This is a genomic window from Marmoricola sp. URHA0025 HA25 (assembly GCF_054059435.1).
Window position 1 is genome coordinate 477446 of record NZ_JBSSCD010000001.1, and the last position, 21636, is coordinate 499081.

Here is a 21636-nt window from a genome sequence, read left to right on the forward strand (position 1 = left end):
GATATGCCGTCAGGGGGCCGGGTGCACGCGGAAGACCACGTTGTCGTCGTACGACGACGTCCAGATCTCGTCGCCGACGGCGACGAGGCTGCCGCCGCTGGGCACCGGATCGATTCCGTATTGCGCCGCGACCTGTTGGCTGCTGGTGTCGACGCGGAACAGGAAGCCGGCGTCCTGTCGAACCCAGAGCGAGCCCTCGGTGAGCAGCAGGTCGCCAAGGCCACCGGTCAGGCCGGCGAAGACCGTGCGAGGCTGCAAGTCGCCGGAGAGGCCGACCACCCCCTTCGACGTGCTGACCCAGACTGCGTCGTCGTCGGCCACGACGGTCACCGGATCGGGAAGGTCCGTCGACGCGATGACCTTGCCGGTGCGGGCATCGACGGCGACCATCTCGTTGGCCAGCCTGCACGTCGCGTAGGCCGTGCTCGCGGCGACCGCCACCTGGAAGCAGCGCCGGCCCAGTGGGTAGTCGGTGGTGCGGTTCGTCGCCGTGTCGATGGTCGTCAGCGTCTCACCCGTGCCGGTGAGGACCCAGACCGTGCCCGCCCGCACCGGCATGGCTTCCTGGTCGAAGACCTTGTCCACCTTGACGGTGGCGAGCACCTCGAGTGTGACCGGGTCGAGTCGCACCACGTCGGTCTGCCCGCCGTCGGCGGCGGAGCACGTCCACAGCGTCGTTCCGTCCGTGCCGATGCCCTGGCAGTAGTGACTCGGGTCCGACGTGGTGTCCACCTTGACCTTGGTGAGGACCTTGCCGGTCTGGGCGTCGACGCGGACGACGTGGCCGTCGTCGGACTTCACGTAGACAGAGCTGCCCAGGAAGGCCAGGCCGTCGGGGGCGAAGATGTGGATCTCGCCGCGTTTCCACAGGGAGCGGGCGACGACGTTCGCCGGCCCGGCGGTCACTGTCGAGGCCTTCGCCGGGGCAGCCGCGGGCGCTTCGTCGCTCTCGCCGCAGCCAGCAAGCAGGAGGAGCGCGCCGACAACTGCCGCCGACGGTGTCCAACGGGCCTGGTTCATCGGCTCACCCCACCTTCCGGATCCCCATGGTGCACCCGCTTCTGCGCCGAGAAGTCCGAACCGCGCGAATGGCGAGCCGAACTGGTCGAGCACCTTCACGACGTCTCGGGTCAGTCGGTGAGGTCGTAGGCCCCTGCGGCGATGTCCTCGAGCAGGGTGGGACCGGTCGGCGTCCAGCCGAGCAGCTCCTGGGTCCGGGTGCTGGTGGCGGTGACGTCCATCCCGAAGAAGCGGGCCAGCCAGCCGAAGTGCGCCTCGGCATCCTCCGGTGCGACGGACACGGTCGGCACGCCGAGCCGCTCACTGATCGCCGCCGCGATCGCGCGGGACTCGATCCCGGTCTCGGCGACGGCGTGCACGCGTGCGCCCGCGGGAGCCTTGTCGAGCGCGAGCCCGACCAACCGCGCGGCGTCGGTCCGGTGCACCGCGGGCCAGCGGCTCGAGCCGTCGCCGATGTAGCCGGCCACGCCACGGTCCCTGGCGATCTGGGTGAGCCTCGCGACGAAGCCGTGGTCCCGCATGCCGTGCACGCTCGCGGCGAACCGCAGCGCGACGGGCCTGACCCCGCGGTCGGCGTACTCGAGGGCGAGGTTCTCGCTGCCGCCGCGCATCGAGTCCGCACCGTGGTGGGGCGAGGGGTCGTCCTCGGTCATTGGTCGCCCCGTGATGCCGGTGGCCAGGCCCGAGGCGAGGAGGAAAGGCCGCCCGGTCCCCTTCAGCGCGTCCAGCATCCGCTGGACCGCAGCCCGCTCGGTGCGGCCGGCACCGGCGTAGTCGGAGAAGTCGTGGTTGAAGGCGAGATGGACGACGCCGTCGGTGGCCCCGGCCCCGGCGGCGAGGCTGTCCAGGTCGGTGAGGCTGCCGTGGTGCGGCTTCGCGCCCTTCGCCTCGAGAGCGGCAGCCGCGCTGTCGGACCGAGCCAGGCCGACGACCTCGTGCTCGTGGGCCAGCAGCTCGTCGGTCACGGCCGAGCCGATCCAGCCGGATGCACCGGTGACGAAGACGCGCATGGGGGAGTCCTTCCGAGTGATGTCAGTGTCTGTCATGACCGTAGCACTGCATGTCAGTCACTGTCATCCCTACACTTCTCGGCATGGGCCGATGGCAGCCGGACGCGCAGGCGCGCATGACGCGGGCGGCCATGGAGCTGTTCGACGAGCGCGGGTTCGCGCAGACCACCACGAGCGACATCGCCGAGCGGGCCGGCGTCACCGAGCGCACCTTCTTCCGGTACTTCGCCGACAAGCGCGAGGTGCTCTTCGACGGCTCGGAGACGATGACCTCCGCTGCCCAGGACGCAACGCTGGCCTCGGCCCCGGAGCTGTCGGCTCTCGATGCCGCGCTGGCCGGGATCGTGGCCGCGGCGGATCTGCTCGAGGACCGCCACGCGCACGCGTTACGCCGGTCGCGGATCATCGCCACCAACCCGACTCTCCAGGAGCGCGAGCTGCTCAAGCTCGCGTCGATGACCGACGCCATCGCCGAGGCACTCCGCGCCCGTGGCGTCACCGAGCCAACGGCGGGGCTTGCCGCGCACAGTGCGATCACCGTCTTCCAGGTCGCCTTCTCGCACTGGGTCTCGGCACGGCGCCCTGGCCGGTTGTCCGCCCGGATCGCGGAGACCGCGGCAGCGTTGCGCGCCGTCACCTGAGCGCGCCCGGAAAACCAGGAGAGAACATCCGGCGCTCCGCATAGCGTGGTCGGGCCATGACTCTCACCACCACTCCGATCACGACGCCCGACCTGCAGCCGCCGCCTGCGTCGGTCGACCCGTCGCGCCGTGTCGACGCTCGGCGGCTCAGGAGTCCGGTGGCTGCGGCCGCGCTCGCCGCGGCGGCGCTGGGGGCCGGCGGGATGACGATGGGCACGGTCGTCGCGGGGCGGCTCGCCCAGAGCCCGTCGGGTGGCCTCGTCTGGCTGCTGGCGGTCTGCCTCGTGGGCGCGGCCGCCGTCGACACCGCCGGCAAGATCGCCTGGGTCGGCTGCTCCGATCGCGCGGAGGGCCGGCTGCGCGAGGACCTGCTCAGCGCGGCGCTGCGCCAGCCGCTGTCCGCGCTGAACGAGCAGGCGGTGGGTGAGGTCCTCGACCGCGTCGACGACGACACCCACGAGGTCGGCAACCTCGTCCGCTGGCAGATCTGGATGCTTGCCCGCACCGTCTTCGGCGCCGTGCCGATGTGGCTGGTGGCCGGCTTCACCTGGTGGCCGTCCTTCGTCCTCTTCCCGGTGCTCGCCGGCGTCACCTGGCTCGCCATCCGGTCGCTGCTCACCGAGATCTCGCGCCGCAAGGTCGTCGAGGAGATGGCCTGGACCGACCATGCCGCCGTGCTCGAGGAGGGGATCGCCGGTCGCGACGACCTGCGCACCAGCCTCGGCCAGGCCCACGTCGTACGGCGCGTGGCGCGGCTCTCCGCGGATGTCCACGCGAAGTTCCGCGCCGTCGTCGACGTCGAGAGCCGGCTGGTACGACGTGCCGGCATCCTGCTCCACGCGCTGCTCGCGAGCATCGCGGTCGCCGGAGTGGCACTGTCGTCCGCCGACAACCTCTCGGTCGCCCAGCTGGTGACCCTCTTCCTGGTCACCTCCACGTTCGTCGGCCAGATCGCGATGGCCGCCAACCACCTGCCGGACCTGCAGGCGGGCCTGGGCGCCGTCATCCGGCTCCGGCAGATGCTCGCCGTTCCACCGGAGCCCGAGGGTGGCCGTGCTTTTCCCGACGGACCCCTCGATCTCGAGCTCCGCGGGCTCGACTTCTCCTACCCCGAGGGGACCTTCGCGTTGCACGGCGTCGACCTTCGCGTGCCCGCGGGACAGACCGTCGCGCTGGTCGGCCGCACCGGTTCCGGCAAGTCGACGCTCGCTGCGCTCGTCTCGCGCGCGGTGGAGCCGCCGCGTGGCACCGTCTTCCTCGGCGGCGTCGACGTCCGCGACCTCGATCTCCAGGGCCTTCGGCGCTCGGTCGGCGTGGTCACGCAGCGCACCGAGATCCTCGCCGGCACACTGGCGGAGAACATCACGCTCTTCGCCGAGCTGCCGCGCAGCAAGGTGACCGCGGCCGTCGTCGAGCTGGGCCTGGACCGCTGGGTGTCCGGTCTGCCCGACGGACTGGACACGCTCCTTGGTCCCGGCGGCACCTCGCTGTCAGCGGGCGAGGAGCAGCTGGTCGCGTTCGCCAGGCTGCTGGTGCGCGACGTGCGCGTCGTCGTGCTCGACGAGGCCACCGCGCGGATGGACCCCCTCACCGAGCGCCGCGTCGTCGCCGCCGCCGACCGTCTCATCGCGGCCCGGACGGGCATCCTCGTCGCCCACCGGCTCTCGACGATCGAGCGGGCGCCGCTCGTGGCCGTGCTCGACCGGGGGCGTGTGGTCCAGCAGGGCAGCCGCACCGAGCTGGCGGTGGCCGACGGACCGTTCCGCGACCTGCTCGAAGCCAGTGGCCCGGAGAGCGAAGACACCGAGGCCAACGACGGCATCGACCCCACCGGCGTGGTCGCGGCCGAGCTCGCGCGGACCGATCACAGCGGCGTCGGCGCGACCCGTCGGTCGGGTCCGCCGCCAGAGCTTGCCGAGGTCGGCACGGGTCCCTCGCTGGGCCGAGGGATCGCCCACGCACTGCTGGTCCGTCCGTGGTGGGGCGTGGTCGGAGCAATGATGTTCCTGCTCGCGTCCCTGACCGGAGCGCAGGGTGCCGTGACCGGTCTGCTCTGGGGGCGCGTCGTCGAGGACCTGCAGCACGGCGGCAGCCCCACCTGGCTGACCGGCGCGGTCGTGGCGAGCATGCTCGCCGCACCGCTGGCGCTGGCCAACGCCTTCTGGCGGTATCCGCTCTGGTGGATCGAGGTCCTGCTGCGGGCACGGATGGCGGTGCTCTACGGCCAGACACGGCAACGCCGGCTCGCGCGGACGCCGCCCGGCGAGGTGGTCGCGCGCTCGATGGACGCCGACCGTTACGCCCGGTACGCCGACCGTTGGGTCGACTTCATCAACGGCCTGATCATCGCCGGTATCACCGCCCTGCTCGCGGGCACCTGGATGGCCGGTGCGGTGCTGCTCGTCGTGATGGTCACCTCCGCGCTCGCTTCGACGCTGGGGCGACCGATCGCGGGTCGATCGGCTTCCGCGTCGTCCTCTGCCCGCGCGACCTTCGGGCGCGCCCTCGTCTCGGCGCTGGACTCCGCGCGGACCGTCAAGCTGGCGGCGGCGGTCCCGGAGGTCCACGCCCACCTCCGGCAGGTGGACTCGGGCCGGGTGGCGGCTGCCGTCAAGGAGCATCGGGTGCAGGCGTTCCTCGACGGCGTGCCCATGGTGATGGTGCAGTGCGGCGTCGTGGCGTCGTGGGCGATCTACTTCTGGGGCGGCTGGAGCCTGGCCGTCGCCCTGCTGGTCGCCAACGCGGTCGCGGGCTTCGACTGGTTCGGCCGGGTTGCGGGGATGGTCGTCACCGAGGCGCCCGGGACGCGGGCGTGGCAGAAGGAGACGAGCCGGTTCGCCGGCGGTGCCGACGTGATGGACCTTCCCCCCGGGGTCGACCTCGTGACCGGCGAGGCGCCGGAGCCCGCGCTGGTCCGGCGCGTGCCGCTCGAGCGCCTCGAGCTCTCCGGTTTCTCGGCGATCCACGACGACGGCACCATCGGCGTCAGCAACGTCGAGCTGGTCGTGGAGGCCGGCGAGCTGGTCCTCCTGGTCGGGCAGGTCGGGTCCGGCAAGTCCAGCCTGCTCTCCGCGCTCGCCGGTCTCATGGAGCACTCCGGCCGGCTGCTGTGGAACGGTCGTGAGGTCACGGACCCGCAGGCGTTCCTCCGGCCGGCGCAGGTCGCCCATGTCGCACAGGTGCCCAGGGTGCTGTCGGGGAGCTTCTCCGACAACGTGCTGCTGAGCCATCGGCGGTCGTTCGACGACCCGGTCTCCGCCGCGCGCCTGGTCCGCGACATCGAGGAGGCCGGTGGCAAGGACGCGCTGGTCGGGCACCGAGGTGTCCGGCTCTCCGGCGGACAGGTACAGCGTCTTGCCCTGGCGCGGGCGCTGGCGACCGACGCCGAGCTCCTGCTGGCCGACGACGTCTCCAGCGCACTCGATGCGGCGACCGAGGTCGAGCTGTGGGCGGCACTGCGTGAGCGGCGGACCACCGTGATCGGCGCCACCGCCAAGCGCGCCGCCCTTGCGCAGGCGGACCGGGTCGTCGTACTCGTCGACGGCGAGGTCGCCGCCATCGGCCCGTGGGACGAGATCGGTCCCGCCTGGGCCCACCTCGCGGGTTGACGTTCGGGTCAACGCACGAGCAGGACCTCAGTGGGCGCCGTGGGTGGCATAGGACTCGACGTGGGCGAGTGCGGCGTCGAGGGCTTCGCGCAGCGGCTGTACATCTCGTGCGGCTTGGGTCAGGAGGAGCCCGCCCTGGAACGCGGCCATCAGGGCGGTGGCGAGCTGGTCGGGGTCGGCGTCCGGCCGCAACTGTCCGCGATCCCGCATCGCCGTGAGTCCGTCGCGGAACTGTGCGCGCCACCGAGCGAAGCCTTCGGCGACGGCGTCCTGCACGTCGAGGTCGGACTTGAGGACCTCGGCGGCCAGCGATCCGAAGCTGCAGCCGCCTGCCACGACGTCGGGTTTCCGTACGTAGCCGTCCGCCCACGCGCGAAGCGCATCCATGCTGTCGAGCGGCCCTCGCGGTGGGACCTGGCGAAGCCCCATCATCGACTCGGCTCGCCAGGCCAACGCCGCGCGCACGAGGCTCTCCTTGTCGGGGAAGTAGTGCGAGAGCTGGGATCCGCTCACCCCTGCTGCCCGGCGCAGGGCGTCGTTGCTGGTGCCCTGGACGCCGTGGCGGTAGATCAGGTCGACGGCGCACTCGAGGATCCGCTCGCGGGTCGCCTGCCCCTTGCGCGTCAGGTTCGGCGCAGCCGTCTCCGTCGTACCGGTCATGACCAGCACCATAGCGCGGATTGGGCTTGACAACCCAATGCAATGAGGCTTGAATGGGCTGCATAACCCATTATGAGCAGCGGGCCCGACCCAAGTAGAGGAGACAGGCGATGAAGGCGATCGTGGTGACCGACCAGGCTGCAGGGACATCCGGCATGACACTGGTCGATCGGCCTCGGCCAACGGCAGCGATCAACGACGTCGTCGTGCAGGTCCACGCGGCGGGCTTCGTCGCCACCGAGCTGGGGTGGCCCTCGACCTGGACCGATCGCGCGCAGCGTGACCGCACCCCGTCGATCCCGGGACACGAGCTTGCGGGCGTGGTCACCGCCCTCGGCTACGGCACGACGGGGCTGTCGGTGGGGCAGCGGGTGTTCGGCCTCGCCGACTGGTATCGCGACGGCACTCTGGCCGAGTACGTCGCGATCGAGGCGCGCAACCTGGCGCCGCTGCCCGGCGACGTCGACCACCTCGTGGGCGCTTCGCTGCCGATCTCCGGCTTGACCGCGTGGCAGGGACTGTTCGCGCATGGCCGTCTGCGGGCGGGGCAGACCGTCCTTGCGCACGGTGCGGCCGGCGCAGTCGGCACGATGGTGACGCAGCTGGCACGCGAAGCGGGTGCCCACGTGATCGGCACTGGTCGCGCCGCCGACCGCGAGAAGGCCCTTGACTTCGGCGCACATGAGTTCCTGGACCTCGAGAACGACACCCTCGAGGACGTCGGCAGCGTCGACCTGGTCTTCGACGTCCTTGGCGGCGACATCCAGAAGCGGTCCGCGGGCCTGATTCGGCCGGGCGGAGTACTGGTGTCCGTCGTAGGGCCCGCGGAGGCGCGGCCCGCTGAGGGTTTGGTGGTCGACTTCGTGGTGGAGTCCGATCGCGCCCAGCTCACTGAGATCGTCGATCGGGTGCGCGACGGGCGGCTGCGGACGAACATCGGGATCACGGCGTCGCTGAGCGATGCTGTCGCGGCCCTCAATTCCCCCGACCGGCGCAACGGCAAGACGGTCATCAGCGTCCAGGGACCCGTCGCCCGCTCGCTGACGTCCTGATGAACAGCTACGGGCCGGTCGTGGAGACCCGGCGAAGGGTGATCGTGGCGACGGTCGAGCTCATTGACAGGATCGGCTACCGGTCGGTGACCATCGACGCCGTCGCGCGGGCGTCCGGTGTCAGCAAGTCGACGATCTACCGGCATTGGTCATCGCGCAAGACACTGGTGCTCGACGCCTTCACCTCCGACACCGACGAGTCCACGGAGGTGACCGACACCGGCGATGCGATCGCCGACCTGCGGACCTACCTGCTCAAGCTGGCCTTCCGGCTGAACGTCTGTGGCGCTGGGTCGATCATGACTGGCCTCATCAGCGACGCTCTCAACGACCAGGAGTTCGCGACGAGCTTCCGGGTGAAGGTCATCGAGGCTCGCCGCCACGCGTTCCTGCGCATTCTCCTCCGAGGCCAGCACCGAGGTCAGATCCGCACGGACGTCGACCTGAGAAGCGTCGTCGACGCCCTCTACGGCTCGATCCATCACCGGTTGCTCATGACCGGCGAACCCATCGATGCCTCCTTCGCCTCAGCGCTCACCGACTTCGCCCGGCTCGGCCTGGCCACGCAGCGGCCCGACGCCTGACCGCGCATCGCGTCGGGCAACCAACGAGACGTTGCCCCTCTGTTCGTCCCAACTTGTTGGGGCAGCCCGAACCCGCCGCGCAACCTTGATGAGTAGTCGTTCACTGCAGGCCCGCTCGTTGCGGGCCGAGATCCAACGTCGAGGTCGGAGGCATCGATGAAGTCGAAGGACCCCCACTGGGACCAGGTCGTCGAGATCGCCTCGAAGCTGTGGATCGACGGCCTCTACGCCGTCGACGTCGACCCGTGCCCGACCCAGCGCTTCGTCGACCTGCTCTGGGCAGCGCACCAGGCGGGGAGAGTCCTCGGTGGTCGGGCGAAGATCGAGACGAGTGGACCTCGGGGGCCCGATGACCCGACCGTCACGGTCACCGTCAGGTATGTCGATCCGGACGGCAACGGTCTCCAGCGGGCCGAGGAGGGCCTGGCGAAGCTGCTCCGCCGCGTCCTCGCCGTTCACTTCGGGCCTGATGACTGAAGACCCGCGATCCGCCGGGTGCCGATGTAACGTCGAGCACCCGAGCGACCAATGAGAGATATGAACACTCCCGAACGTCTCGACGTGGGATCGATAGCGACGGACGCAGAGGTCTTCGAGGTCTTCTACCGCGAGAACCTGGAGACGGTGCGACGCTTCGTGGCCCGCCGTGTCTCGGACGCGCACCTCGCGGCCGACCTGACGGCGGAGATCTTCCTGGCCGCGGTCGATTCCGCAGCGTCCTACAGCCCCGACCGTGGCACACCCGCGGCGTGGCTGGTCGGCGTCGCGCGCAACGTCGTGGCGACCGAGTTCCGCCGCCAGTCACGCGACCGGGCCGTCGTACGCCGGATATCGGGTCGGCGCCTGCTCGACGCCGACTCGCTGGCCCGGATCGAGGAGCGGATCGACGCCGAGCGCGAGAGCCGCAGGCTGTACGCCGCCCTCTCGGCCCTGCCCGAACGCGACCGCGCCCTGATGGAGCTGGTCGCGCTCGACGGGCTCTCGGTCAACGAAGCCGCCGCCGTGCTCGGGGTGAAGCCGGGCACCGCGCGGGTCCGGCTGCACCGCAGCCGTGCCCGGGTCCAGGCACAACTCCACCCCGTGATCCAGGAGGTCATCTCATGAGTCTCGACACGTTCGAACAGTCCCTGCTCACCGAGCTGCGCGAGCACGTCTCCGCCCGCAAACCGGATGCAGCGGCGTCGCGAAACCTTCGCCGGCGATGGACCGTCGGCCTGCTCGCAGGCGGTCTGACCACCGCGGCAGCTGCATTCGTCGCCGTCGGTCTCGGCGCCGGGATCGCGGGCCCGAGCGCGGCGTACGCCGTTGATGCGCAGCCCGACGGGGACGTCGTCGTCACCGTCTACGACCTGTCCGATGCCAGCGGGCTCGAACACGCCCTGGCAGCGGAGGGCGTCCGCGCCGACATCTCGCATGTCGAAGGCTTCACACAGGCCGACGGCCAGAGCCGTTCGACCGCGGGCACGGGCAGTTCGGACTGCACTGTCGCACTCGCCAAGGTCGACGGGGGACTGCGCTTCACGCTCTCCGGTCCCCAGATCGCCAGCGGTGCGGAGCTCGACATCGTCACGAGCGGTTCCGACACCGCCGACGTCGGGTCACCCGTCGCCGTGACCTGGTCGGGCGGCTCGTGCTGAGTCGAGCCGGAGGCGCTGCCCGTACTCCTCGGTCAGTTGACCCGGACGTGGACGATCTTGCTGTAGCCGTTGACGTGGTGCGTGTCGCCGGGCTTGAGCACCCGGTAGGCGTGCAGGCCCCGGGTGCGTTCCCGATAGGGGATCGCCAGGCGACGCGGGCCACTGGACAGGCTCCTCGTTGCGACGGTCTGCCACCGGTGTCCGTCGAAGCGCTGGAGACGGACGATGCCCGTCGAGCCGGCGGGCGCGCGCCTGGTGGAGAAGTGGATGATCGCACCGCGCCGAACCAATGCCCTTGCCGCCATGCGCTCTGACTCAGGCGCGTTGAGGTCCGCAACCGGAGCCACTCGGGCGTTGACCACGCGCGAGGAGTTGCCGAGCATCTGCGGGGTCGCGGGCACGACGACGCTGTAGATGTTGTTGCGCATCGGGCGCGCGGACAGCGTGAAGTGACCGTCCGTGGTGGTCGTGGTGCGGTCCACGACCGTGCACTCGCCGTCGACGTAGTCCACGCTCGACTGCCGGCACAGGACGATGGTGCGCCCGACCAGGCCGGGCCCCTTCATCACGTCGGCGGGCTTGACGTAGTCCCAGGACTCGCTGAGCCGTCCCGAGAAGTGCGCCTCCTGGCCGATGGTGACCTTCGTCGAGCTCGGGATGTCGAGTCGGGTGCCCATGACCGTCAGCAGGGTCGCGGGCCCGAGACGTCCCGACGGTCCACGAGGCACCAGCCGGTAGGTGCGTGTGTCCATGAAGTCGATGCGGGTCTCGCGGTAGCGGCTGGCCGTCCCGCGGTACAGCGCCGTGCCGTACGCCCCGAGGAGGGCCGGCAGCTTGGCGACGTTGGAGGACTGGGCCATCCCGAGGTCGACGTCGCCGATGCCAGCCGGGTTCGTCCAGGTCAGCGTCGTGATGTTGGTGTCGCTGCCGTCGGGGCCGACGTTGCTGGCCGTCAGGCCGGTGACCGGACCGGGCGTCGCCGGCGCGTCCGGGACCGGCGCCGCGGGTGCGGTCGCGTTCACCGCGACGCTGCCCTCGAAGCCGAGCGGGCCGCCGACGTACTGGCAGTTGATCTCGTACGTCGCCGCGAACCGGGTCACCTGCCCGAAGGCGTCGTACTCGATCTCGTTGACGTGGAACGAGCCTGTCGCCGGGTTCGCCGGCACGTAGCTGGGGAACATCTCGTCCACGGTCTTGCCGCACATCGTGCGGTCGCGCCACACCAGCAGCCGACCGGCGGCAGCGGTGGGGTCGCGCGGCCACGCGTTGACCGTGTACGTCGCGCCGGCCTGCAGCGCCTGACCGGCCGGAGCCGCGAAGCTGGCGTTGAGGTCCTGTCCCTGCGATGCGTTGGTGGAGACCGTGACCTGGCCGGGAGAGGACATCAGGTAGAGACCGGTGTCCGGCCCCGCCCACGAGTACGACGACGCCGACGCGGGCGCCGTCGCATCCTCACGCTGTGCCCACCCGTTGGAACCACCGGCCGCTCCCGCGGGCGCAGGGACGGCAACGATCACGGCGCCCAGGAGCAGCGCACTCTGGACCACGACCCCACGAATCCCCCGAGACATCGGTCTGCCCTTCGTCGCTTGTCGGCAAGCCCGGTCGGGCCGCATCGCAGCGGCGAGTCTAGGTCGAATCCCGCCGGATGTGGGCCCGTCCGGCAAACCTGGTCATCGCGACCGCACCTGAGTCAGGACCCACCACACGTCCGGCGTTCTCGACGCCGATTGCCACGTCAGAGCTGTCGTCAGCCGCTCAGCGGAGCCCTGGTGTGGCAATCGGTCAGACAGCGGTCAGTGCCGCCATCGCGATCTGCATCCCGCGGTCGTCGTGGGCCGGCTCGCGCATCTGGTTCGTCGCGTAGGCAACGACCAGCTCTCGGTCCGGGTCGATCATCACCAAGGCGCCGCCCCAGCCTCCCCAGCCGTAGGTCCCGCCGAGCCGGCCGTACCCGAGCCCCCAGCTGACCGGCATGCCCAGGACCCGATCCTCGCCCGAGAACTCCTCCGCCCACGCGAGGTCGCAGGTCTCCGGGGACAGGAGTCGCAGGGAGCCGAGGGTGCCTCCGCATGCCATCGCCGACTGGACCAGGGCCACCGAACGGGCGTTGCCGAAGCCGCTGACCGCGGGGATCTCGGAGCGCCGCCACTCCACAGTGTTGGCGTCGCGGACCGACATCGGCGTGCCTCCGGTGGCCGGGGCGTCCTGTGCCGAGGACCCGGCGGTGTAGTCGTCCCCGCGGCCGGCCGGCGGGATCGCCAGGGCTACCCGAGGGTCGTGCTCCTCCGGGAGCCCGATCCAGAAGTCCGCGCCCAGCGGTCGGGCGACCTCGGTGGCGAAGAAGTCCCCGATGCTGCGCCCGGTGATCCGGCGGACCACCTCGCCGACCAGGAACCCCTGGGTGAGGGAGTGGTAGCCGACCGCCGTACCCGGCGCCCACTGCGGAGCGGTCGAGGCGAGTCGCCCGGTCGCGGTGTCCCAGTCGTAGAGCTCGTCCACCTCGCCCTCCCAGTCGGGCAGGCCGGCGGTGTGCGCCAGCACGTGCCGGACCAGCACTCGCTCCTTGCCCGCCTGGGCGAACTCGGGCCAGTACCTGGCCACCGGGGCGTCCGGGTCCAGCAGTCCGCGATCGACGAGCACCAGCGCGCACAGCGACGTCATCGTCTTGGTCACGGAGAAGACGTTGACGATGGTGTCCCGTTCCCAGGGGAGCGTGCCCTCCCTGTCGGCGGAGCCGCCCCAGACGTCGACCACCGGTTCACCGGCCACGAACACGGCCGCAGATCCGCCCGCATCACCCGCTGCGAGAGCATCGTCCAGCGCTTGCGCCACGGCACCGAACGCGCTCGTCGTACTCACCTCTCACCTCGGCCACCCCTTCATCCACCCAGCGGCGGGCAACGTGTGCAAGCGGTTTCGTCGGGTGCACAGCGTTGACGCATGCCGACCCTTCCGTAATAGTTAGGTGTATGCCTAACTATTACGACGAGCTCGACGCTGTGCTCCGCGCCCTCGCGGATCCGACGCGCCGGGCCGTCGTGGAGCGGTTGGCGAAGTCACCGGCCGTCGTGTCCGAGCTCGCGGCGCCGTTCTCGATGGCGCTGCCGTCGCTCATGCAGCACCTGCGCGTTCTCGAGAGCGCCGGGCTCGTGACCTCGGAGAAGCACGGACGCGTTCGCACCGTGAGCCTGAGGCCGGGCGCTCTCGACGTGCTGCACCTCTGGCTGGGCGAGCAACGAACCCCCGCAGAACGCCAGGCCGACCGGCTCGGCATCCACCTGACCCGCACCACACCGAAGGAAGCCTGACATGACACGAGTTCGCGCCGACCTGTTCCTCTCGCTCGACGGGTACGCCGCGACGGCCGAGCCGACCCCCGAGAGTCCGATGGGTGAGGACTGGGAGCGCCTGACGGCCGCGTATGCGCAGACCCGTACGTTCCGCAGGATGGTCTTCGCCGACACCAGCGGAGCGGGCACCACCGGTGTCGACGAGGGCTACGCCGCCGCGTTCTTCGAGGGCGTCGGTGCCGAGGTCATGGGCGCGGCGATGTTCGGCCTGCACTCGTTCCCCGACGACCCGGACTGGAAGGGATGGTGGGGCGACCGGCCACCGTTCGGCACCCCCGTCTACGTCCTCACCCACACGGCGCCGCGCCCATCGATCCCGATGGAGGGCGGCACGACGTTCCGCTTCCGCGACGCCGCCATCGGCGACGTACTCGCCGAGGCGACCGATGCCGCCGCGGGCCTGGACGTGCGCATCGGCGGGGGGATCAGCACCGCGCGGGAGTTCCTGCTCGCCGGGCTGGTCGACCACCTGCACCTCCTGATCGCCCCGGTCATCCTGGGTCGGGGTACCCGGCTGTGGGACGGCCTGCGGGGGCTCGAGCTCACCCACAAGGTGACGACCGAGGTGGCCGAGAGTGGCACCATCCACGTCAACTTCACGCGGTAGGGCGGGTTCATGACGATCGAACGCCGACTCGCCCGCGCCGGGTTCACCCTGACCCGTGCCTACCCCGTCGCCGTCCAGCGCGTCTGGAGCGCCTTCGCCGAGGAGGACCAGAAGCGCGAGTGGTTCGGCGCCGGCGACGCCTTCGAGCCGGGTGAGTGGGCGTTCGACTTCCGTGTCGGTGGACGCGACGTCGCCGAGGGGAAGTTCCACGACGGGCCGGTCTCGCGGTTCGAGGCGACCTACACCGACATCGTCGAGCACGTCCGCATCGTCAACACGTACGACATGTGGATCGACGGGGTCCACATGTCGACGTCGGTGGCGTCGTTCGAGCTCGAGGCGATCGACGAGGGCACCCGGCTCACCCATGCTGAGCACGGGGTCTTCTTCGACCAGTTCTGGGCCGACGGGCCGAACCGCGAGGAGGGCAGCCGGGGGATCCTCGAGACTCTGGCCAGCTACCTCGCCTGACACAGTCCGGCACTCGGAGAATCGCGTCGCTGCATCGACCCTGCGTCCGCGAGCTCAGGAACTGACCAGGACGGACTCAGGGTTCACCTGGTCCGAATCCGTAGCAGTGACCGACGGAGCACGACCCGTGCCGACACGGAGCGCCATCGGCGCGAACGCGATGACGGTGCCGGCGATGGCGACCGCGACGGCCCAGGCGGGCACCGTCTCGCCGAGCAGGTAGACGAAGCCGGGCACCGTGCAGGTCGAGAACGCCATCACCAGCGTGAGCCACCCCGCCAGCGCCGTCCACTGGACCTTGCCGAGCCCGATCACCACGAAGAAGAGCCCCCACAGCACGGACCACTGCTCCCAGAGCAGTCCGGACGCCAGGTCGTCGAACCGCACGATGTTGGTGATCCCGAAGCAGGTGGCCATCAACGAGACCCAGGCGGAGTACCAGCCGAGGCCGTTGCCCTCGTAGCCTGCCAGGTTGTTGATCCCCACGTAGAGATAGGTGAAGCCGAACATGAAGATGCCCGCGGCGGCCAGGATCTGGTCAGGGTCGGTGGCAGTCGCGATCAGGTAGAAGGGGATCGCCGTCTGCAGGGCCCCCACGAAGAGGTTGAAGACCCCGGCCGTCTTGGCATCAACCTGGCCGAGGAAGAGCAGGCCGTTGACGAACAGCGCAGCTCCGACGAAGAGCAGTCCCACGGATGACATAGCAGTGTCTCCTTCCAGGTCTTCGGCTCAGAAGTACGCGTTGCCGGGGAACGACGCACCGTTGACGTGGTGGTCGCCCACCGCCGATGCCTTGAGGAACGTGGGGTTGTGCGTGGAGGCGACACGGGCGTTGCGCCAGTGCCGGTCGAGGTTGTAGATCTTCTGCGTCGCCGAGGCGCCGCCCACGTCGAACAGCTTCGCGGCCGTGGCGTAGGAGAACCCGTCGACCGCGATCTTGGCCTGGGCGGCTGCGAGCTGAGCGGCCTCCGCCACGGCCGGTGCCGGGGCACCGTCGACGACGGAGTCGAAGGCCGCCTGAATGGCGTCGGCGGCGGCGAGCACGATGGCTTCGGCGGCGAAGGCGTTGGCGGAGATCTCTCCGACGACCTGCAGGACCTGACGGTCCTCGGCGGCCGAACCCGCCGCGGCGTGGCTGAAGTTCCGAGCGCGACGTTGCACCAGCGCGACCGCGTCGTTACGGACGCTCCGCAGGATGCCGGCGGTGACGGCCTGCAGGTAGAGCTGCAGGAAGGCGCCCATGTAGCCGGTCGGCTGGTCGTCAGGGTCGCCGAGGTCGAAGAACTCGTCCTCGTGCACGATCACGTCGTGCAGCCGCGTCGTGCCCGTGGCGGTCAGCCGCTGGCCGAAGCCGTCCCAGTCATCCTCGACCGTCACACCTTCTCGGTCGACCGGGACCACGGCGCCGGCGATGCTGTGTTCGCCCGACGATGCCCAGATCTGTGTGTAGTCGCAGTACAGGGTGCCGGTGGAGTAGAACTTCTCGCCGTTGAGCGTGTATCCGCCACCCGGGCGCGGCGTGATCGTGGTGTCGAAGTGCAGCCCGACTGCGTGCTTGCTCTGCTCGCTGAAGCCGTTGCCGACGAGCTGGTCGGAGTTGATGATCGCCAGACCACGAGCACGGGCCGCGGGATCGACCGCGACCAGCTGCTGCTCGACGAACCAGAAGTGCGTGCGCAGGATGTGCGCGACGTTGGAGTCGGCCTCGGCCAGCGCGATGAGGGACGCGAAGAACTCGCGAACGTTCGCGCCGCCGCCACCCTCCGAAACGGGAACGCGGAGCCGGCCGAGCCCTGCCTGCTTGACCCACGCGATCTGCTCGAACGGGGCGATGCCGTCCCTGTCGCGTACGTCGGCATCGACGGAGATGCGGTCGAGCAGGGCGGTCAGCTCGGGGGAGCCAGGTCGGACGGCCGGGCTCGTGGCTCGCCGGCGATCGTCACTGTCGATGTGGTCGCGGGTCTGGGTGCTCATGGGTGCTCCTGGGTAGCCAGTTCACAGGTTGCGCATCGCACAACTCACTAATGTCTAGTGATCTTATGGACTTTCGTCGAGGAAGGAAGGTGATCGCTGCACCGAGCTGCCGACGGCACCATCGGAAGCGCCGACCACCGATGAGCGATGCGTCCGGGTGGTGGACCGAGGCACATCCGAGAAGCCGTTCGCGCCGAGGCGGTCAGGCCACGGAGTTCCGGGCGTGCGAGACCAAGGACGCGTGCAGCTCCCGGACTGCCGCCGGGACGTGGTCGGTCTGGCGCTGGAGCAGGACGAGCGTGACGCGCGTCCGGTCTCCCGCTATCGGGCGGGTCGTGATCATGCCTCCCCGCTCGAGCGGATCGCCGACCACGCTGTAGTCGGGCAGCACGGACACTCCCAACCCCTCGGACACCATCAGCTTGCCCATCTCGGCGCCGTCGGTGGTGTGGGTGACGCGGGGCATCGACGTGCCGAAGAGGCGGTGCGCGAACCGATGCATCAGGTAGCCCGCGCGCATCGCCACGAACCGCTCCTCGCGAAGCTGCTCGATGGTCACCTCCTCGTGCTCCGCGAGCGGGTGGCCGGCGGGGAGCACGACGACGGGGCGGCCGTGCAGGAGGTCGGTGCCGACCAGGTGCAGGATCGGTTCGTCGCCGGCCAGGACGTTGACCAGCCCGAGATCGAGGGAGCCCTCGATGAGCCCCTGGTGGATCTCGGCCTGCTGGATGTTGAGGATCTCCACGGTGGTCCCCGGGACCGTGTCCTGGAAGGCACGCGCCGCGGGGACCAGCAGTGTCGAGGTAGCAGCGTTCACCGTGCCGACCCTGACCGTCAGGCTCGCCCGGTGCTGGTCGCCCGCCGCGACCTTGAGGCGGTCGACCGCCTCGAGGACCTCCACCATGTTCTGGAGCAGGTCCTGACCCTGGCGGCTGATCCGGGCGCCGGAGCGCCGGCGATCCAGCAGGGTGACGCCGAGCTCCCGCTCGAGCTTGCTCACCGCTTCGCTCAACGCCGGCTGCGAGATGTGCAGCCGCTCGCTGGCTCGGCGCAAGGAGCCGTGCTGGGTCACCGCGGCGACGTACTCCAACTGCTCGATGCGCACGCCTACCTCCTCTGTCCGAGTGTCCCGATCCGACTGCGGCCTGATGGTTGCCCGCTCGGTGTTTCCGTCCGCCGCCGAGGCAGGAACGCCTTGCGCAGCCTTCAAAGTCGACTAAATTACTAGACAAAGCCTACCCCAGATCTTCCGAGAGCGAGGCACCATGACACTCACCGACCCGACCACCCCCATCCGCGCACACTGGGGACCGACGCCGACCGACGCCCAGGGGTGGGTGCAGCGTGGTCGCGACGTCGCCTCCCAGCTGGCCGTCGACGCCGTGGCCCGCGACCGGGCGAACGCCACGCCGTACGCCGAGGTCCAGCTGCTCAAGGACAGCGGGCTGGTCACGCTCCTCGGTCCGGTCGAGCACGGCGGTGCCGGCCAGGACTGGACGACCGCGCTCAGGGTCATCCGCGCCGTCTCGGCCGGCGACGGGTCGATCGGCCAGCTCCTCGGCTACCACTACCTGTGGGCCTGGGCTGCCCGGCTCGTCGGAACCCCTGAGCAGGTGGCAGCCGTCGAGCAGCAGGCGGCCGAGAACTCGTGGTTCTTCGGCGGCGCCGTCAACCCGCGCGACGACGACCTCGTGATCACCGAGGAGGGAGGCGAGCTGGTCTACCGCGGTGAGAAGTCCTTCTCCACCGGCGGCCGGGTCAGCGACGTCACCGTCCTGGAAGGGGTGATCGAGCGGACCGACAAGCACGTCTTCGCCATCGTGCCCACCGATCAGCCGGGCATTCGGTTCAAGGGCGACTGGGACAGCCTCGGCCAACGGCTCACCGAGAGCGGCGGGGTGGTCATCGACGGCGTCCGCGTGCCCTGGGAGGCAGCCGCCGGATATGTCGCCACCGACGGCGGGCACGAGTTCGTCCCCAGGGTCTACAACACCCTGAACGTCCCGCTGATCCAGCTGATCTTCGCCAACATGTACGTCGGCATCGCCGAGGGCGCGCTGGCCACTGCCGCGACGTACACCCGTGAGCGGACGCGCCCGTGGCCCTACGCCGCGGACGTGAAGGAGCGCGGCAGCGAGGAGTTCTACATCCTCGAGGCCTACGGCGACCTGCGCTCCAAGCTCTGGGCCGCGGAGGCCCTGAGCGAGCGAGCCGCCGTCCTGATCGAGGCCATCAATGCCCACGCCGACACCGTCACCGAGCAGGAGCGCGGCGAGGCGGCCGTCGTCATCGCGGCCGCCAAGCAGGTGGCCATCGACGTCGGGCTGGAGATCGGCACCCGGGTCTTCGAGGTCACCGGTGCGCGGGCGACCGCCAGTGCCGTGGGCCTGGACATCTTCTGGCGCAACATCCGCACCCACAGCCTCCACGACCCGGTGGCCCACAAGCGGGCCGAAGTGGGCCGCTACGCCCTCCTCGGCGAGCTCCCGGAGCCCACCTGGTACACGTGACCGCCGCGACTGCGTCCTCCGGGACGGGGTGGAAGGCCTTGCCTATCACCCCGTCGCGGGTTCCGACGCCGGCATGCGCCGTCGCGCCTTGAATCAAGTCCCATTGTCGAGCAATCTGATGCACATAACTGTCTTAGAGGAGTTGTCATGAGCGAACCGACCGAGGACCGGGCGCAGGAGCCCCTCAAGTTCGCCTACTGGGTGCCGAACGTCAGCGGCGGCCTGGTGGTCAGCAAGATCGAGCAGCGCACCGACTGGAGCCTCGACTACAACGTCGAGCTCGGTCGCCTCGCTGAGAACAACGGCTTCGACTACGCGCTGTCCCAGGTGCGCTACATGGCCGGGTACGGCGCGGCGTACCAGCACGAGTCGACCTCCATCAGCCTCGCCATCGCTCTCGCGACCGAGCGGCTGAAGGTGATCGCCGCGGTCCACCCAGGGCTGTGGCAGCCGGGCGTGCTCGCCAAGCTGGTCGCCAGCTCGGACCAGTACACCAAGGGCCGCTTCTGCGTGAACGTCGTCAGCGGCTGGTTCAAGGACGAGTTCACCAAGCTCGGTGAGCCCTGGCTCGAGCACGGCGAGCGCTACCGCCGCTCCGAGGAGTTCATCCGCTACCTGCGTGAGATCTGGACGAGCGACCACGCCGAGCTCAACGGGGACTTCTACCGGCTGCACGACTTCGATCTCAAGCCCAAGCCGTACGACGTACCAGGTCGCCTGCACCCCGAGATCTTCATGGGCGGCAACTCGACGGATGCCCGCGGCATGGGTGGCCGCGTCACCGACTGGTACTTCATGAACGGCAACTCGCCCGAAGGCATCGCCGAGCAGGTCCGCGACGTCAGCGACGTGGCCGCGGTCAACGGTCGCGCCGGTCACGTGCGGTTCGGCGTGAACGGCTTCCTGATCGGCCGCGACACCGAGGACGAGGCCCGCGACGTGCTTCGCGAGATCATCGACAAGGCCGACCACGAGGCCGTCGAGGGCTTCGGCTCCGCGGTGAAGCAGGCCGGCCAGTCGACCGGCGACAAGAAGGGGATGTGGCAGGACTCGGAGTTCGCCGACCTCGTCCAGTACAACGACGGCTTCCGCACCGGCCTGATCGGCACACCGGAGCAGATCGCGCACCGGATGCTCGAGTACAAGCGCACCGGCGCGAACCTCTTCCTGCTCGGCTTCCTGCACTTCCAGGAGGACGTCCAGTACTTCGGCCGCGAGGTGCTGCCGATCGTGCGCGAGCTCGAGGCCGCGGAGCTGGAGCGGGTCTGATGCCCACGCTGACCGAGCCCATCGAGACGGGCCGGGTTCCCCTGCTCACCGCAGCCGAGGCCATCGCCGTTGCTCGTGACCTCGGTGCCCGGCTGGCGGAGGGGTCTGCCCGTCGCGACAGCGAGCGGATCCTGCCGCGAGCGGAGCTCGAGGAGGTGTCGGCGTCCGGACTGCTGGCGGTCACCGTCCCGGCGGCGTACGGCGGTCCGGATCTGTCCACCGAGTCGCTGGCCGAGGTCTTCCGGCTGCTCGCGGCGGGCGACCCCAGCGTCGCGCAGATCCCGCACAGCCACTTCGTCTACGTCAACGCCCTGCGCCACCAGGGCACACCGGCGCAACAGGCGTTCTTCTTCGATGAGGTTCTGCGTGGCAAGAGGCTCGGGAACGCGCAGTCCGAGGTCGGGACCAGGCACGTGCGTGACTACCGGACCACGTTGAAGCCCGTCGGAGAGGGCTGGTGGCGACTGGACGGTGAGAAGGGCTACAGCACAGGCGCACTGTTCGCCGACTGGATTCCGGTCCTGGCGCACCTCGACGTCGACGGACCCATCCACGTCGCCTGGGTCGAGCGGACCGCTCCCGGAGTGAGCGTCGTGGACGACTGGAACGGAATGGGCCAACGCACGACGGCCAGTGGCACGGTGCGCCTCGAGGGCGTCGAGGTCCACGACAGCCGGATCACGCCGTACCACCTCACCTTCGAAGGCCCCCAGACCTACGGCGCGTTCGCACAGCTGCTGCACGCGGCCCTGGACGCGGGGATCGCCCGAGCCGCGATCAGCGATGCCGCCGAGTTCGTGACCACGAAGAGTCGTCCCTACCCGGACGCGCTCTCCGAGGCCGGGATCGAGCGCCACGCGGACGACCCGACCGTGATCCAGGCATTCGGGGAGATCGAGCTCGCTGTGCGGGGCGCAGAGGCGCTCGTGGCAGAGGCGGGTCGAGCGATCGACCGGGCAGACGCAGACCTCACTCCGCAGACCGCGGGCGCCGCGAGCCTCGCCGTGGCGGCGGCCCGGGCTGCGACAACGCAGGCCTCGCTCGAGGCGGCGAGCCGGCTCTTCGAGGTCAGCGGCACCCGATCCGCGCTCGACTCGCTCAACCTGAACCGGCACTGGCGGAACGCGCGCACGCACACGCTTCACGATCCCGCGGCCTGGAAGGTCCGCCACCTCGGGCGCTACGCGCTCGAGGGCACTCTGCCGCCCAACCACGGCCAACTCTGACCCGAAGGACACTT

Annotated in this window: 21 protein-coding genes; 13 read left to right on the top strand and 8 right to left on the bottom strand. The window is 70.1% G+C overall.

Features of this window, described 5'->3' with window-relative positions:
• Window positions 1–9: 9 nt before the first annotated feature.
• Together ACVW00_RS02280 and ACVW00_RS02285 are read right to left on the bottom strand one after the other, a co-directional pair.
• Window positions 10–1020: a hypothetical protein gene (locus ACVW00_RS02280; RefSeq protein WP_457109276.1), complete on the bottom strand. Its 1011-nt coding sequence runs from the start codon at window positions 1018–1020 to the stop codon at window positions 10–12.
• A 110-nt stretch (window positions 1021–1130) separates the two neighbouring features.
• A complete protein-coding gene (locus ACVW00_RS02285) occupies window positions 1131–2030 on the bottom strand; it encodes an SDR family oxidoreductase (protein ID WP_457109277.1) in 900 nt (299 codons plus the stop codon).
• 83 nt (window positions 2031–2113) lie between these two features.
• On the opposite strand from ACVW00_RS02285, the gene ACVW00_RS02290 reads away from it, so the two are divergent.
• Window positions 2114–2671, top strand: a complete 558-nt coding sequence (locus tag ACVW00_RS02290) for a TetR family transcriptional regulator (protein WP_457109278.1) — start codon at window positions 2114–2116, stop codon at window positions 2669–2671.
• Window positions 2672–2727: 56 nt separating this feature from the next.
• A complete protein-coding gene (locus ACVW00_RS02295) occupies window positions 2728–6279 on the top strand; it encodes an ATP-binding cassette domain-containing protein (protein ID WP_457109279.1) in 3552 nt (1183 codons plus the stop codon).
• 27 nt (window positions 6280–6306) lie between these two features.
• Here ACVW00_RS02295 and ACVW00_RS02300 read toward each other — a convergent pair whose 3' ends face one another.
• The gene (locus ACVW00_RS02300; RefSeq protein ID WP_457109280.1) at window positions 6307–6939 is read right to left on the bottom strand and encodes a TetR/AcrR family transcriptional regulator; all 633 of its coding nucleotides are present in this window, start codon (window positions 6937–6939) and stop codon (window positions 6307–6309) included.
• Window positions 6940–7049: 110 nt separating this feature from the next.
• On the opposite strand from ACVW00_RS02300, the gene ACVW00_RS02305 reads away from it, so the two are divergent.
• The 5 genes from ACVW00_RS02305 (at window position 7050) to ACVW00_RS02325 (ending at window position 10212) form a co-directional block, all read left to right on the top strand.
• On the top strand, window positions 7050–7991 hold the full coding sequence (locus ACVW00_RS02305; RefSeq protein WP_457109281.1) for an NADP-dependent oxidoreductase: 942 nt from the start codon (window positions 7050–7052) through the stop codon (window positions 7989–7991).
• On the top strand, window positions 7991–8575 hold the full coding sequence (locus ACVW00_RS02310) for a TetR/AcrR family transcriptional regulator (protein WP_457109282.1): 585 nt from the start codon (window positions 7991–7993) through the stop codon (window positions 8573–8575). Before ACVW00_RS02305 ends, ACVW00_RS02310 begins: the two co-directional genes overlap by 1 nt.
• Window positions 8576–8731: 156 nt before the next feature.
• Window positions 8732–9052: a hypothetical protein gene (locus ACVW00_RS02315; protein ID WP_457109283.1), complete on the top strand. Its 321-nt coding sequence runs from the start codon at window positions 8732–8734 to the stop codon at window positions 9050–9052.
• An 84-nt stretch (window positions 9053–9136) separates the two neighbouring features.
• Window positions 9137–9679 carry an RNA polymerase sigma factor gene (locus tag ACVW00_RS02320; RefSeq protein WP_457109284.1) on the top strand — a complete coding sequence of 181 codons (543 nt, stop codon included), beginning with the start codon at window positions 9137–9139 and terminating at the stop codon, window positions 9677–9679.
• Window positions 9676–10212: a hypothetical protein gene (locus ACVW00_RS02325; RefSeq protein ID WP_457109285.1), complete on the top strand. Its 537-nt coding sequence runs from the start codon at window positions 9676–9678 to the stop codon at window positions 10210–10212. Before ACVW00_RS02320 ends, ACVW00_RS02325 begins: the two co-directional genes overlap by 4 nt.
• Before the next feature lie 32 nt (window positions 10213–10244).
• Here ACVW00_RS02325 and ACVW00_RS02330 read toward each other — a convergent pair whose 3' ends face one another.
• Window positions 10245–11783, bottom strand: a complete 1539-nt coding sequence (locus tag ACVW00_RS02330; RefSeq protein WP_457109286.1) for a hypothetical protein — start codon at window positions 11781–11783, stop codon at window positions 10245–10247.
• 214 nt (window positions 11784–11997) lie between these two features.
• A complete protein-coding gene (locus ACVW00_RS02335; protein WP_457109287.1) occupies window positions 11998–13074 on the bottom strand; it encodes a serine hydrolase domain-containing protein in 1077 nt (358 codons plus the stop codon).
• A gap of 110 nt (window positions 13075–13184) precedes the next feature.
• On the opposite strand from ACVW00_RS02335, the gene ACVW00_RS02340 reads away from it, so the two are divergent.
• The 3 genes from ACVW00_RS02340 to ACVW00_RS02350 are packed head-to-tail and all read left to right on the top strand — an operon-like array spanning window position 13185 to window position 14643.
• Window positions 13185–13523 carry an ArsR/SmtB family transcription factor gene (locus ACVW00_RS02340; RefSeq protein ID WP_457109288.1) on the top strand — a complete coding sequence of 113 codons (339 nt, stop codon included), beginning with the start codon at window positions 13185–13187 and terminating at the stop codon, window positions 13521–13523.
• 1 nt (window position 13524) lies between these two features.
• Window positions 13525–14172: a dihydrofolate reductase family protein gene (locus ACVW00_RS02345; RefSeq protein ID WP_457109289.1), complete on the top strand. Its 648-nt coding sequence runs from the start codon at window positions 13525–13527 to the stop codon at window positions 14170–14172.
• A 9-nt stretch (window positions 14173–14181) separates the two neighbouring features.
• On the top strand, window positions 14182–14643 hold the full coding sequence (locus ACVW00_RS02350; RefSeq protein WP_457109290.1) for an SRPBCC domain-containing protein: 462 nt from the start codon (window positions 14182–14184) through the stop codon (window positions 14641–14643).
• A gap of 54 nt (window positions 14644–14697) precedes the next feature.
• Here ACVW00_RS02350 and ACVW00_RS02355 read toward each other — a convergent pair whose 3' ends face one another.
• The 3 genes from ACVW00_RS02355 to ACVW00_RS02365 form a co-directional block, all read right to left on the bottom strand.
• Window positions 14698–15345 carry an AmiS/UreI family transporter gene (locus ACVW00_RS02355; RefSeq protein WP_457109291.1) on the bottom strand — a complete coding sequence of 216 codons (648 nt, stop codon included), beginning with the start codon at window positions 15343–15345 and terminating at the stop codon, window positions 14698–14700.
• 27 nt (window positions 15346–15372) lie between these two features.
• Entirely contained in the window at window positions 15373–16617 is a 1245-nt protein-coding gene (locus tag ACVW00_RS02360) for an acyl-CoA dehydrogenase family protein (protein ID WP_457109292.1), read from the bottom strand.
• 202 nt (window positions 16618–16819) lie between these two features.
• Complete coding sequence (locus ACVW00_RS02365) at window positions 16820–17722, bottom strand: LysR family transcriptional regulator (protein ID WP_457109293.1); 903 nt, start codon at window positions 17720–17722, stop codon at window positions 16820–16822.
• Window positions 17723–17882: 160 nt separating this feature from the next.
• Here ACVW00_RS02365 and ACVW00_RS02370 point away from each other — a divergent pair, with 160 nt between their 5' ends.
• The 3 genes from ACVW00_RS02370 to ACVW00_RS02380 all read left to right on the top strand — a co-directional run bounded on the left by ACVW00_RS02370 (window position 17883) and on the right by ACVW00_RS02380 (window position 21622).
• Complete coding sequence (locus ACVW00_RS02370) at window positions 17883–19127, top strand: acyl-CoA dehydrogenase family protein (protein ID WP_457109294.1); 1245 nt, start codon at window positions 17883–17885, stop codon at window positions 19125–19127.
• A 147-nt stretch (window positions 19128–19274) separates the two neighbouring features.
• Window positions 19275–20396, top strand: a complete 1122-nt coding sequence (gene sfnG, locus ACVW00_RS02375; protein ID WP_457109295.1) for a dimethylsulfone monooxygenase SfnG — start codon at window positions 19275–19277, stop codon at window positions 20394–20396.
• Window positions 20396–21622: an SfnB family sulfur acquisition oxidoreductase gene (locus ACVW00_RS02380; RefSeq protein ID WP_457109296.1), complete on the top strand. Its 1227-nt coding sequence runs from the start codon at window positions 20396–20398 to the stop codon at window positions 21620–21622. Before sfnG ends, ACVW00_RS02380 begins: the two co-directional genes overlap by 1 nt.
• The last annotated feature ends 14 nt before the right edge of the window (window positions 21623–21636 follow it).

Coding starts and splice junctions, on each gene's coding strand:
- ACVW00_RS02280 (WP_457109276.1), bottom strand. CDS start 1,020: ATGAACCAGGCCCGTTGGACACCGTCGGCGGCAGTTGTCGGCGCGCTC.
- ACVW00_RS02285 (WP_457109277.1), bottom strand. CDS start 2,030: ATGCGCGTCTTCGTCACCGGTGCATCCGGCTGGATCGGCTCGGCCGTG.
- ACVW00_RS02290 (WP_457109278.1), top strand. CDS start 2,114: ATGGGCCGATGGCAGCCGGACGCGCAGGCGCGCATGACGCGGGCGGCC.
- ACVW00_RS02295 (WP_457109279.1), top strand. CDS start 2,728: ATGACTCTCACCACCACTCCGATCACGACGCCCGACCTGCAGCCGCCG.
- ACVW00_RS02300 (WP_457109280.1), bottom strand. CDS start 6,939: ATGACCGGTACGACGGAGACGGCTGCGCCGAACCTGACGCGCAAGGGG.
- ACVW00_RS02305 (WP_457109281.1), top strand. CDS start 7,050: ATGAAGGCGATCGTGGTGACCGACCAGGCTGCAGGGACATCCGGCATG.
- ACVW00_RS02310 (WP_457109282.1), top strand. CDS start 7,991: ATGAACAGCTACGGGCCGGTCGTGGAGACCCGGCGAAGGGTGATCGTG.
- ACVW00_RS02315 (WP_457109283.1), top strand. CDS start 8,732: ATGAAGTCGAAGGACCCCCACTGGGACCAGGTCGTCGAGATCGCCTCG.
- ACVW00_RS02325 (WP_457109285.1), top strand. CDS start 9,676: ATGAGTCTCGACACGTTCGAACAGTCCCTGCTCACCGAGCTGCGCGAG.
- ACVW00_RS02330 (WP_457109286.1), bottom strand. CDS start 11,783: ATGTCTCGGGGGATTCGTGGGGTCGTGGTCCAGAGTGCGCTGCTCCTG.
- ACVW00_RS02340 (WP_457109288.1), top strand. CDS start 13,185: ATGCCTAACTATTACGACGAGCTCGACGCTGTGCTCCGCGCCCTCGCG.
- ACVW00_RS02345 (WP_457109289.1), top strand. CDS start 13,525: ATGACACGAGTTCGCGCCGACCTGTTCCTCTCGCTCGACGGGTACGCC.
- ACVW00_RS02350 (WP_457109290.1), top strand. CDS start 14,182: ATGACGATCGAACGCCGACTCGCCCGCGCCGGGTTCACCCTGACCCGT.
- ACVW00_RS02355 (WP_457109291.1), bottom strand. CDS start 15,345: ATGTCATCCGTGGGACTGCTCTTCGTCGGAGCTGCGCTGTTCGTCAAC.
- ACVW00_RS02360 (WP_457109292.1), bottom strand. CDS start 16,617: ATGAGCACCCAGACCCGCGACCACATCGACAGTGACGATCGCCGGCGA.
- ACVW00_RS02370 (WP_457109294.1), top strand. CDS start 17,883: ATGACACTCACCGACCCGACCACCCCCATCCGCGCACACTGGGGACCG.
- sfnG (WP_457109295.1), top strand. CDS start 19,275: ATGAGCGAACCGACCGAGGACCGGGCGCAGGAGCCCCTCAAGTTCGCC.
- ACVW00_RS02380 (WP_457109296.1), top strand. CDS start 20,396: ATGCCCACGCTGACCGAGCCCATCGAGACGGGCCGGGTTCCCCTGCTC.